At 66.0% G+C, this 11984-nt stretch carries 11 protein-coding genes and 1 pseudogene; 6 read left to right on the top strand and 6 right to left on the bottom strand.

Annotation, left to right across the window (positions count from 1 at the left end; all coding sequences use genetic code 11):
• Window positions 1-19: 19 nt before the first annotated feature.
• Window positions 20-784, bottom strand: a complete 765-nt coding sequence (locus tag IV088_RS17320) for a type III pantothenate kinase (RefSeq protein WP_291104734.1) — start codon at window positions 782-784, stop codon at window positions 20-22.
• Window positions 785-982: 198 nt separating this feature from the next.
• Window positions 983-1654 (bottom strand): helix-turn-helix transcriptional regulator, encoded by a 672-nt coding sequence (locus IV088_RS17315; protein WP_291104732.1) that lies wholly within the window; start codon window positions 1652-1654, stop codon window positions 983-985.
• An 87-nt stretch (window positions 1655-1741) separates the two neighbouring features.
• Between IV088_RS17315 and IV088_RS17310 the strand changes: the two genes are divergently transcribed.
• On the top strand, window positions 1742-3073 hold the full coding sequence (locus IV088_RS17310) for a HAMP domain-containing sensor histidine kinase (protein WP_291104730.1): 1332 nt from the start codon (window positions 1742-1744) through the stop codon (window positions 3071-3073).
• A gap of 3 nt (window positions 3074-3076) precedes the next feature.
• Window positions 3077-4063, top strand: coding sequence for a response regulator (locus tag IV088_RS17305; RefSeq protein ID WP_291104728.1), 987 nt, complete (start codon window positions 3077-3079; stop codon window positions 4061-4063).
• Here the strand turns inward: IV088_RS17305 and cqsA are convergent.
• The 4 genes and pseudogenes from cqsA to IV088_RS17285 all read right to left on the bottom strand — a co-directional run bounded on the left by cqsA (window position 4051) and on the right by IV088_RS17285 (window position 6883).
• Window positions 4051-5298 (bottom strand): alpha-hydroxyketone-type quorum-sensing autoinducer synthase, encoded by a 1248-nt coding sequence (cqsA, locus tag IV088_RS17300; protein WP_291104724.1) that lies wholly within the window; start codon window positions 5296-5298, stop codon window positions 4051-4053. The two genes, IV088_RS17305 and cqsA, sit on opposite strands and share 13 nt — an antisense overlap.
• Before the next feature lie 196 nt (window positions 5299-5494).
• Complete coding sequence (locus IV088_RS17295) at window positions 5495-5905, bottom strand: rhodanese-like domain-containing protein (RefSeq protein ID WP_291104959.1); 411 nt, start codon at window positions 5903-5905, stop codon at window positions 5495-5497.
• A 204-nt stretch (window positions 5906-6109) separates the two neighbouring features.
• Window positions 6110-6610: pseudogene (locus tag IV088_RS17290) on the bottom strand (MBL fold metallo-hydrolase); the annotation flags it as partial.
• Window positions 6611-6637: 27 nt separating this feature from the next.
• Window positions 6638-6883, bottom strand: coding sequence for a metal-sensing transcriptional repressor (locus IV088_RS17285; RefSeq protein ID WP_291104722.1), 246 nt, complete (start codon window positions 6881-6883; stop codon window positions 6638-6640).
• Window positions 6884-7147: 264 nt separating this feature from the next.
• Here IV088_RS17285 and IV088_RS17280 point away from each other — a divergent pair, with 264 nt between their 5' ends.
• The 4 genes from IV088_RS17280 (at window position 7148) to IV088_RS17265 (ending at window position 11980) form a co-directional block, all read left to right on the top strand.
• Entirely contained in the window at window positions 7148-8266 is a 1119-nt protein-coding gene (locus IV088_RS17280) for a TRAP transporter substrate-binding protein (RefSeq protein WP_291104719.1), read from the top strand.
• 59 nt (window positions 8267-8325) lie between these two features.
• The gene (locus IV088_RS17275) at window positions 8326-8946 is read left to right on the top strand and encodes a TRAP transporter small permease subunit (RefSeq protein ID WP_291104717.1); all 621 of its coding nucleotides are present in this window, start codon (window positions 8326-8328) and stop codon (window positions 8944-8946) included.
• The gene (locus tag IV088_RS17270; protein WP_291104715.1) at window positions 8943-10952 is read left to right on the top strand and encodes a TRAP transporter large permease subunit; all 2010 of its coding nucleotides are present in this window, start codon (window positions 8943-8945) and stop codon (window positions 10950-10952) included. The genes IV088_RS17275 and IV088_RS17270 overlap by 4 nt, the downstream gene beginning before the upstream one ends.
• A 137-nt stretch (window positions 10953-11089) precedes the next feature.
• On the top strand, window positions 11090-11980 hold the full coding sequence (locus IV088_RS17265) for a PPK2 family polyphosphate kinase (RefSeq protein WP_291083835.1): 891 nt from the start codon (window positions 11090-11092) through the stop codon (window positions 11978-11980).
• Window positions 11981-11984 lie beyond the last annotated feature (4 nt).

Genomic DNA, 11984 nt, shown 5'->3' with positions numbered 1-11984 from the left:
CCGCCTGCGGCGCGGGGGGCTACCCCAGCCTTTGATGTGCGATTTCCAGCAGCCCGTCGAAGATCAGGCTGTCCACCAGTTCGCACGGCGTCGACATGCTCGGCGCCATCTTCCAGCCGGCCCCACCGGTCATGAAGACCACGGGCGCTTCGCCGCAGTGGTTCTGGAGGTTGTCCACCATGCGCTGCACAGCCCCTGCGATGGCAAAGGTGCCACCGCTGGTGAGCGCGTCGCTGGTGTTGGTGGGGAAGTCGCGCACCTCGCCGGTGGGCACGTGCAGGCCGGCGGTGCCCGACTCCAGCGCGCGCAACATGATGCCGTGGCCGGGCAGGATGATGCCGCCGAGAAAACGGCCCTCGGCGTCGATGGCCTCCACCGTCACCGCCGTGCCGACCATCACCACCACGCAAGGCCGTGGGCGCCCCTGCTGCAACAGCCGCTGGCGCGCACCGATCATGGCCACCCAGCGGTCGGACCCGAGCCGGGCCGGGTGATCGTAGCCATTGGTCAGTCCGGCCTCTGCGGCGCTGGAGACCACCCATTGCGGGGACACGTCCCACAGCTCCATTTGCTCGATCACGCGGCGCTTGACGGCGTCTCCGGCCACCACGCAACCCAGCACCCAGGTGGGGGCCGGCAGCACGCTCCAGTCGCCCTCGGCGAGCTTTTCGATGTTTTCCAGGAACTGCGCGCCATGCGCCAGCAACCGGCCCCCCACCCGGGGTGCGTCGTACAGCGCCCATTTCAATCGCGTGTTGCCTACGTCCAGGGCCAAGAATGTCATGGTCCGATTATGAACAAGGGCCAACACCGAATATGCGGCGGCGCAGCACGGACGCTGCCGGACAGCCCACGCAACCCCTGCAAGCGGAAGCGCTCATCCGGCGCGAGGTGAATGCCCCCAGGATGCGGTGGAACCGGCTCTGCCGGGCCACCTGCGTCGCCCCCTTGAGGGGGTCACGCGCAGCGTGGCGGGGGTGGGTCAAATCAAACCGATCCAGCAGGCCCGCTGCACCGCCGAGAGCTTGTTGTCGGTCTTGAGCTTGGCCATGGCGTTGGCCAGGTGGTAATTGACCGTGCGCTCGGAACAATCCATGCGCAGCGCCGTTTCGCGGGCGGTCAACCCTTCGAACGCGAGGTTCAGGCTCTCCTGCTCGCGCGGGCTCAGGGTCACGCGCTGCTCGGCGATCGCGCGCCGCAGCATCGGCCAGATGTTGAACGCCGACCAGGCCAGCGAGGCCGCTTCCGAGCGGTCCGCAAACGCCCGCGGGCTGAACATGAAGCACTCGAACGCCCGGCCCGCCGGCAGGCTGAACGCCACGCGCACCAGCGTCTGGTGGCCGTGCGCCAGCCACAGGCGGCGCCAGCGCCCGGCCTGTTCGGCGTAGGCCGATTTGGAAATGTCCTGCCAGGCCACCAGGGGCGCATCGCTGTCGCGCCAGCTGGCGCCAAAGTCGGGGCTCTCGGCCAGCGCCTGTGCCGGACCGAGCAGGCGCGGCGGGTGCACCGCCAGCACCTCGCGCTCATCGCGCCCGCCCAGCGGATTCGGACCGAGCACCAGGACCGCTTCCACGCCGTGGTCCTGCAGCGCACGAACCCAATCGGCCAGAATGGCGTCGACCCCCACGCTGTCAAAATTGACAGGCAAGGTCATGACCGGGGACGCCCCGCAAAAGGGACAATGCACCACTTCGTCCCAGAGGCTCTGGCGAAAGGTTTGAACCGTAGCTGAAAGGAATACATGTTGCCGCTGGACCGCCTGTGGGTTCACAACGCCAGTGCAAGGTTCTGGCGCTGGGTGGTGGACGAAGTCGTCCACGCTCCTCTGGAACCTATTTTGCACCCATCCACGGTGCGGACTCAGTGGCTGGGTCTGTTCACGTTCGGCGGCCATTTCCTGTTCGCGTGGCTGTGGGGGCGCTTGCTGCCGCAGCCCTACGAGGTTTTCAGCGTGCGTGTTGCACTGGCCGTCATGGGCCTGCTGCTGCTGCTCAAGCGGGTGAACCGCGACCTGACCGCCACCACGAGCATCTGGGTGTTCGGCCTGATCTTCTGGACACAATTGCCGCTGTACTTTGGCTGGATGTACCTGATGAACGAGGGCAACAAGGTCTGGCTGGCCAGCCTCTGCTCGATGCTCCTGATCTACTACCACATCACCGACTGGCGCCTGGCCACGCTGGGCTCGGTGACCGGGTTTGCCCTGGCGGCGGTGCTGTTTGAACTCACCCGGACCGACCAGGCGTGGCTGGGTCTGGACCTGGACAACCTCGCCGTGCTGTCTTTCGCCTGGGTCATGAGCATCATGCTGGGCATGTCGGGCGCCAACCTGCGCCGGGCGCGGCTCATCAACACACTGAGCACCATGGGCGTCATGGCGCACGAGTTGCGCACGCCGCTGGCGTCGGTGAACCTGATGGGCGACGTGCTGCGCGGTCTGGCCCAGGCCGACATGCCCGAGGGCAAACGCAAGAAGCTCGAAGACCTGTCGGTCCGTTTGCAGAGCATGGTGCGCAGCATGAACCGGCAGATCGACACCCAGATTTCCAATGCCCAGTTGCTGCGCCTGCCCCGCCCGACCACGCGAATCATGGGGTTTGAATTGGTTCAGGACGTGGTGACGCAGTACCCTTACCGCTCACCGGGGGAGCGCGAGTGCGTGACCCTGAACCTCAAGGAAGATTTTTGTTTCCTGGGCTCGCGGGCCCAGTTTGCCCAGGTGCTGGTGAATCTGATCAAAAATGCACTGCATTCACTGGCCTCGTCCAGCGAGGCATTGCAAACCGGCGCGCTGCACATCACGGTGGAGGTGTCCGGGGGCCGAGGACGTTTCACGGTGGCCGACAAAGGCATGGGCATTCCCCTGGCCAAACAGCAGCGGGTCTTCGAACCCTTCTTCTCGCTGCAAAACACCGTGGGCAACGGACTGGGCCTGACCTTTTGCAAGAACGTGGTGGAAGCCGCAGACGGGGTGCTGAGCCTGCACTCCGAACCACCGCATGGCGCCACCTTCACGATCGACCTGCCGATCCACCGCCCCACGTCCGCCGAACCGTCACCCGATACCGCTTGATCCATGGCCCTCAAACTTCCCCTGTACCACCGCTCGGGCTGCATCCTCTTTCTCGATGACGACATCGACTACCTGGAGATGCTCGGCATGGTCGTGCCGACCCACATGCAGGTGGAGCTGTACTCCCGCCCTGCGGCATTCCTGGCCCGCATGCGCGATGAACCCGCCAAGTGGGAAGCCGACGCGGCGCTGCATTTGCTGATGATCGAGCGCTGGCGCCAGGGACATCCGCTGCTGCCGCAGGTGATGAGCTACTGGGGCAACCACCCGGCGCGCTACCAGCTGGCGCACACCTGCGTGGTCGACTACGCCATGCCCGGAACCGACGGCCTCAAGGTGCTCAAGACCCTGCTGGACTGGCCGGGCTCGCGCATCCTGCTGACCGGTCAGGCCGACGAGCAGATCGCCATCCAGGCCTTCAACCAGGGTTTGATCGACCAGTTCATCCCGAAACAGACGGCCGACATCACCGGGCGCCTGCTGACCACCCTGGTCCGGCTGGCCCACGCGGCCCACCCCCGGCTCAACACGCTGTGGCGCACCGCGCTGCAACCGGCGCAACAGTCGCTGCTGCAGGTGCCTTCACTGGCCGAGGCGCTGCAGGCCTATGCACTGAAGCACTGGATCGAGTACGTGGTGCTGGGTGAGCCGTTTGGCATGTTCGGGCTGGACGCGGCGGGTCGCTGCCACTGGCTGCAGCTCGAACCCGCCGCCGGTCTCAACGACGTCGCCGAGCTGGCCCGCTCGGCGGGGCTGGGGTCCGACACCGTGCGCGCCATTCAAAGCGGCGCCCTCCTGCCCGCGGTTGAGCTGCACCAGCAGCTGGGCCTGCGCGGTCCGATCCGCACCGCCCCCGCCTTTCCCATCGGCAACGAGAGCCTGCTGAGCGGCGCGGTGTTCAGCCTGGACGATGCCGACACACCGCACCCGGTGTACCCGTACCACAACTTCCTGGACGTGCAGGGCTCCCGCGCGATTCACGACAGCTGAGTCGCGCCCCGGTTCCGGCGCGCCACGGGCCAGTCCCAGGGCTTCACCAGCGCCGCCACTTCCTGCGCGGCCGCCTCGACGTGGCTCAACTCGGCCTCGGTCAGCGCGGCGTGCAGGGTCATCCTGGCCAGCGACCGGTTGCGGCTGGTCGCGGGCGCGCCAAAAAACGCGGTGTGCACACCCCGGGCATCCAGTTCGTCGCGCAGGCGGATGGTGGCCGGTTCGAGCCCGGCCTCCAGCGCAATGATCTGTTCGGTCCCCTGATGGATCGGGTAGCCCATGTCGGTGAGCGACTGGCGCATGCGGCGGGTGTGCCGCTGCAGCGTGGCCCGCGCGGCATCGGCCTGCTGCAGCACGTCCACGGTCGCGCCGAGACCGACCGCCTCGTGCGGCAGCACACAGGAGCTGAAGATGTTGGGAAAGCTCGACGTGAGGATGTGGTACCGCAGCTTCGCGGGGGCGCTGAAGAAGCCCGCACGGCCGGCCAGTGCCTTGGCCAGGCTGGCCGAGATGAAGTGCACGCGATCGGTCACGCCCAGCTGCGCGCACAAACCCGCGCCGCGCGGACCGTGTGTGCCCAGCGAATGCGATTCGTCGACCAGGATCATGGAACCGTGCCGCTCGACCACCTCCAGGATCTCCTCCAGGGGACACAGGGCGCCCGTGGTGCTGTAGACCGAGTCCACCGCCACCAGGCCCGGCCCCGCGCGCGACATGAGCTTGTCCAGGTGCTGCGGGTCGTTGTGGCGGAACACGTGCGCCGGGGCGCGGGCCGCGTGCGCCCCCTCCCACAGCGAGGCGTGGGCCTGTCCGTCCAGGTACACCGGCGTGTCCTGGTTCGCGACCGACTGGATCAGACCGACATTGGCCGCGTAACCCGATTGACAGACGAATCCGTCGTCCATGCCCACCCAGTCGGCCAGCTTCAGCTCCAGGTTGCGGGTCGGGTGCTCATCGTGCATGAACACGCCCGATTGCACCGCGAAATTGCCGCAGCGGGTCAGGGCCTCGACCTGCGCGCGAACAATGTCCGGGTGACCCGAGACGGCCAGGTAGTCGTTGCCGTCCAACCGCACCGAATTGGGCCCGGGCCGCGCGCCTTGGACGGCGAAACGTCCGCTCCAGAGACCGTTCCAGCGCGGCGCAAAGTCCCGCTCCACGCGGGCCTCCAGTGCCGCACTCAAACGGGGTGCCGAACGGGGTGTTGAACGGGCGGTGGTTTCGAGCAGTTCCATGGGATTCTCCTGAGTAAAGAAGAACCCATTGAAAAAAGAAACAAAATGAAACCCCCGCACCACCTGTCAAGGTTGACAGGGGTTGTTACGCTTTCTTCTCAAGTTTGGGGCTGTTCATCCGATAAGCGGCGCCGTTGCCCTCCCGCCGAGGCCAGAAACCGCCGGGTCGCCTCGCCATCCGGGACCGCGCACCGGCTCAATTCTGGCGCCAGGGCAAACCGTGGTGGCGCCAGCCGCCCTTTCGCCCCCGCTGAGCCTGGGCGTCCGGATCGCCCTCGAAACCTTCCAGGATGTTGTAGGCCTCCAGGCCAAGCTCGGTGGCCCGCTTGGCGGCGGCGATGGAGCGCACGCCGCTGCGGCACAACAGCACCAGCGGCTTCCCGCCGACCGCGGCCTGCCGCACGGCGTCGTCGAACTGCGGGTTCATGGCCATGCCCGGCCACTGCTTCCAGGCCACCGGCACGGCGCCCGGCACAAAACCCACCCATTCACGCTCGGCATCGGTGCGCACGTCCACCAGCACCGCCCGGCCCGCCTGCGCCCACTGCCAGGCCAGCTGCGGCGACACATCGCCGGCGTAGCCGCTCTGGGTGGGTCGCGGCTGCATGAGCAGCGCACCGTCCATGTCGTGGCGGATGCCGGAGGTGAGGTTGGCCGGCACGGCCTCGTCGATGCGCCTGGGCTTGGGCAGGTTCAGGGCGTCCATGAGGGCCACGAACTCGGCCTCGCTCTTGCCCGCCACCCGCGGATTGCCGGCCTTCTCCTGACCGATGGTCGAGTGGCTGCGGCCCTGGTAGTCGTGACCCGGCCAGACGGTGGTCGTGTCGGGCAGCGCAAACAGCACCTGCGTGAGACTGCGGTAAAGGTCGGCGGCGTTGCCGGACTGGAAGTCGGTGCGGCCGCACCCGTTGATGAGCAGCGTGTCGCCGGTGAACACGTGCTCACGCCACACGAAGCTCATGCTGCCGGCGGTGTGTCCCGGCGTGTGCAGGGCGCTCAGCGTCTCGCCACCGAACGACAGGGTGTCGGCGTGCCGCAGTTGCACCCCCGCCGTGCCGATGCCGCAACCGACCGGCGCGGCGGTCCTGGCGCCGGTCAGCTCGGCGAGCTTGCCGGCGCTGGTGATGTGGTCGGCGTGGGCATGGGTCTCCACCGTCCACACGAGCTTCAGGCCGTACTCGCGCAGCGTCGCCAGGTCGCGTTCGATCTGCTCGTCCACCGGATCGATGATCAGCGCGTCGCGGGTGGACTGGTCGAACAGCACATAGGTGAAAGTGCTGGAGTCGGGGTCGAACAACTGGAGGGGCTTCATGGCGGGTCGGCTTCCCAAAATGGTGTGTCAGGCAAAACGCGACAGCATATCGGCCACATCGTCGGGCGGCACGTCACCTTGTGCGATCACGCAACCCACCATGGCGAAAAACGTCTTGTCGAGGGCCTTGCGCGCCGCCGCCATCTGCTGCGCCACGGTCTCGCAGTCCGCGTCGCTTTCGATGAGCTTCTGGATGCCGCGCAACTGGCCCTCCACCCGCTTGAGGCGCAGCACGAGCGCGCGTTGGCGTTCGGGGTCGTGGACGGTGGTCATGGGCACTCCTGTGTGCATGGGGACAAGTCCGGGGCGGCATCACGCCATACCCTGACAGGTATTGTAGGGAAGCGCACGCCGGTGTCCGGCGGGCCCCGCAAATCACCCTCTTTTTTTCACCTTTCCTGCGCCTTTTTGAAAGACCCTGTTGGCCTCGCATCTTGCAGTCCCAGACACGACAGTGGTTGGTGAAAACCCCTGTCCGCACGGCGACACATGCCGCGCATGATGAAACGCTCTTTCACCTCCTTGGAGACTCCCTCGATGAGTGACAAAAAAGCCGCCCCTTCACGCCGCAACATCATCAAGGGCGCAGCCGTCGCGGCAGGCGCGATGTCGGCGCCGATGATCGCCACCGCACAGACCACCAGCCTGCGGTTCCAGAGCACCTGGCCGTCGAAAGACATCTTCCACGAGTACGCCTCCGATTTCGCCAAGAAGGTCAACGACATGGCCGGTGGCAAGCTGAAGATCGAGGTGCTGCCGGCGGGCGCCGTGGTGCCCGCGTTCCAGTTGCTCGAAGCGGTGGCCAAGGGCACGCTGGACGGCGGCCACGGCGTGGTGGCCTACCACTACGGCAAGAACTCGGCGCTGGCCCTGTGGGGCTCCGGCCCGTCCTTCGGCATGGACCCCAACATGCTGCTGGCCTGGCACAACTACGGCGGCGGCAAGGACCTGCTGGCCGAGATCTACAAAAGCCTGAACCTGGACGTCACCTCCTACCTGTACGGCCCCATGCCGACCCAGCCCTTCGGCTGGTTCAAGAAACCGATCGCCAAGGCCGAGGACCTGAAGGGCGTCAAGTTCCGCACCGTGGGCCTGGCGGTGGACATGTACACCGACATGGGCGCTGCGGTGAACCCGCTGCCCGGTGGCGAGATCGTGCCCGCGCTGGACCGCGGCCTGATCGACGCGGCCGAGTTCAACAACGCGACGAGCGACCGCCTGCTGGGCTTCCCCGACGTGGTGAAGAACTGCATGCTGCAGAGCTTCCACCAGAGCGGTGAACAGTTCGAGATCCTGTTCAACACGGGCAAGCTCAAGGCGCTGCCCACCGAGCTCAAGGCCATCATCGACTACGGTGTTCAGGCCGCCAGCGCCGACATGAGCTGGAAGGCCATTCAGCGCAACTCCGAGGACTACATCGACCTGAAGAAGAAGGGCATCAAGTTCTACAAGACGCCCGACACCATCCTGCGCGCGCAGCTCGCGGCCTGGGACAAGATCATGGCCAAGAAGGGTGGCGAGAACCCCCTGTTCAAGAAGGTGCTGGACAGCCAGCGCGTCTTTGCGCAGCGGGCCGGTCAGTGGCAGAACGACTACATGGTCGACTTCAAGATGGCCTACAACCACTACTTCGGCAAGGGCGCGAAGAAGGGCTGATCCCTGGCTGTCCAACAGGGGCGCCACCGGCGCCCCTTTCTGTTTGAGTCGGAGACACGATGCAACAATTTCTCTGGACGGTGGACCGTCTCTCGACCGGGTTCGGCAAGCTCTGCGCCTGGTCGGTGGTGGCCCTCACCCTGCTGATCAGCTGGGAGGTGTTTTCGCGCTACGTGCTCAACCAGCCGCACGCCTGGGTGCTGGACGCACAGATCATGATGTACGGCCTGCTCTTCATGTCGGCGGGCGCCTACACCCTGGCGAAAAACGGCCACGTGCGCGGCGACGTGCTCTACGGCTTCTTCAAGCCGCGCACGCAGGCCAGCGTGGACCTCACGCTGTACATCGTGTTCTTCCTGCCCGGCATCGTGGCGCTCACCTGGGCCGGCTGGACCTTTGCCAACGACTCGCTGGCGATCCGGGAACAGACCTTCAACGCCGACCCGCTGCCGGTCTACCCGTTCAAGTTCGTGGTGCCCATCGCGGGCGCCATGCTGCTGCTGCAGGGCCTGGTGGAGATCGTGCGCTGCGTGATCTGCCTGAAGACCGGTGAATGGCCGACCCGCGAAGACGACGTGGAAGAGGTCGATGTCGACAAGCTGAAAGAGATGGTCCACGTGAAGGACAGCGACATCGAGAGCCTGGACCAGCTGGTGCAGCAGAAGGGCGGCCAGCCATGACCATCCGCAAGGAACTCTGGTTCGGCTTCGGTCTGATGGCGCTCATCCTCGTGGCCGTGCTGGCCATGGTGATCAGCGTGCCGACCATGACCAACGGCCACTACGGCCTGCTCATGCTCTCGCTGGTGGTCGTGGCGATCATGCTGGGCTTTCCGACCGCGTTCACGCTCATGGGCATGGGCATGCTGTTTGCGTTCTTCGCCTACCACTCGGGCGACCAGACCTCCGCCGGCGCGATCCGGCAGACGCTGGACCTGATGGTGCAGCGCGCGTTTTCGGTGATGAGCAACGACGTGCTGATCTCGATCCCGCTGTTCGTGTTCATGGGCTATCTCGTGGAACGCGCCAATCTGATCGACAAGCTGTTCCGCAGCCTGCACCTGGCCCTGGCCCGTGTGCCGGGCTCGCTGGGTGTGGCCACGCTGGTGACTTGCGCGGTGTTCGCCACCGCCACCGGCATCGTGGGTGCGGTCGTCACGCTCATGGGTTTGCTGGCCCTGCCGCAGATGCTGCGCGCCGGCTACGACGTGCGCCTGTCGGCCGGTGTCATCACCGCTGGTGGCTGCCTGGGCATCCTGATCCCGCCCTCGGTGCTGTTGATCGTGTACGGCGCCACCGCCGGCGTGTCGGTGGTGCAGCTGTATGCAGGTGCCTTCTTCCCCGGCATCATGCTGGCCGGTCTGTACATCCTGTACGTGATCATCATGGCCAAGATCAAGCCGGCTTGGGCGCCGCCGCTCACCGCAGCGCAGCGCTTCGTGCCGCTGCCGGCGCCGCTGACGGCCATCGGTGCCACCGGCGACGGCTGGGCCGTGTCCAACCTGATCAAGGCACTCAAAGGCCGGCGCAACCAGGACGTGTCCGCCAAGTACCTGCTGGGCCAGTTGGGCATCGCACTGCTGCCAGCGATCCTGTTCGCCGCCGTGGCCTTCGCCAGTTACCAGAGCGCCACCACCGTGGTGCCGGTGGAAACCTACGAAGAGCTGCAGCCCATGGGCGCTGGCGCCAACGTGGACGAGAACACCAGCGAAGGTGGTCTGGCCGAACCCGAAGCCGAAGAAGGCGGTCTGGCTGAACCCCCATCCGACGACGCGGTGGCCGAGCCACCGGGTGCACAGGAAGGCGCCGTGGCCGAACCACCCGGTGCCGAGAAAGAGGCTCCTGCGGCTGGCGCGGCACCCGATGCCGTGGCCGAGCCGGCTGCTGCTGCAGCTCCCGCAGGTGAGGCCGCAGAGCCTGCTGCCACCACCAAGCCAGCCTCCATGAGCTTCTGGATCGGCCTGGCCGTGGGTCTGCTGGCCATGGTGATCTTCTACGCCATCCTGAGCTTCACGCGGTTGGAAGTCTTCAAGATGCTGCTCTCCAGCTTCTTCCCGCTGCTGGTGCTCATCCTGTCGGTGCTGGGTTCGATCGTCTTCGGTCTGGCCACGCCCACGGAAGCGGCAGCGGTGGGCGCCTTCGGCGGCTTCCTGCTGGCGGCGGCCTACCGACAGCTCACCTTCAGTGTGGTCAAGGAAAGCGTGTTCCTCACGGCCAAGACCAGCGCCATGGTGTGCTGGCTGTTTGTGGGCTCGGCCATTTTCTCGGCGGCCTTCGCGCTGCTGGGCGGGCAGGAACTGGTCGAGACCTGGGTGCTGAGCATGAACCTGTCCAAGACCGAGTTCCTGATCTTGTCGCAGGTGCTGATCTTCATCCTGGGCTGGCCGCTGGAGTGGACCGAGATCATCGTGATCTTCATGCCCATCTTCATCCCGCTGCTGGACAACTTTGGTGTGGACCCGCTGTTCTTCGGCCTGCTGGTGGCGCTGAACCTGCAAACCGCCTTCCTGAGCCCGCCCGTGGCCATGGCGGCCTTCTACCTCAAGGGCGTGTCGCCCAAGCACGTGACGCTGAACCAGATCTTTGTCGGCATGCTGCCTTTCATGGGCATCCAGATCCTGGCCATCGTCCTGCTCTACCAGTTCCCGGCCATCGGCATGTGGCTGCCACAGGTGCTCTACCGCTGATCCAGCGGGCAGCAACCATGCAGAACCAGGGGCGCGCAAGCGCCCCTTTTTTTGCCGATACGCGGTAACATTACGTTTACGTAAACGTCAACCAAACGGGCCCGCAAGAAAGTGCCCGTGCACCGAACGGAACCCCCATGCCCAGCACGACCGACGCCGCCCTGCCCTTCCCCGCCCGTGCCATCCTGGCCGGCAAAGGCAGTCCCTGGCAGGACTGGCAGGTGAGCCCCGGCAACGGCAGCAAGAAGGCCAAGGGCGTCTCACTCAAGTCGTTCAAACCCGACGCCAAGCCGTTTTCCAGCGGCAGCAAGTCTGCTGACCAGGCGGCCCTGGCCATCCTGGCCGAAGAGCTCGACGCGCTGCAGAACCTCTTCCATGCCGACGGCCGCTACAAGCTGCTGGTGATGCTGCAGGGCACCGACACCTCGGGCAAGGACGGCACGGTGCGTGGCGTGTTCGCGCGCACCAGCCCGCTGGGCGTGCACACCGTCGGCTGGAAAGCGCCCACCGAGGCCGAGCGCGACCACGACTACCTCTGGCGCATCCACCAGAAAGTCCCGGGCGCCGGCGAGATGATGATCTTCAACCGCAGCCATTACGAAGACGTGCTGGTGCCTGCGGTCAATGGCTGGATCACGCCGCAGCAGACGCTGCAACGCTACGAACACATCAAGGATTTCGAGCGCCTGCTGGCCGAGACCGGCACGGTGATCCTCAAGTTCATGCTGCACATCGGCAAGGACGAGCAACGCGAGCGCCTGCAGGAGCGGGTGGACGATCCCGAAAAACACTGGAAATTCAGCCTGAGCGACCTCGACGTGCGCAAGCAATGGGATGACTACCAGAGCACCTACGAAGCCTTCCTCAACGCCACGAGCACCCCCTGGGCACCCTGGACCGTGGTGCCGGCCGACTCCAAGACACACCGCAACCTGATGATCGCCACCATCGTGCGCGACACGCTCAAGGCGCTGGACTTGCGCTTTCCGCCCGAAGACCCGAAGCTGTCCGGCCTGAAGATCGCCTGACGCC

It is taken from the genome of Hydrogenophaga sp. (genome assembly GCF_018780075.1).
GTDB lineage: Bacteria > Pseudomonadota > Gammaproteobacteria > Burkholderiales > Burkholderiaceae_C > Hydrogenophaga.
This window is presented reverse-complemented; position numbering and strand designations above follow the sequence as displayed.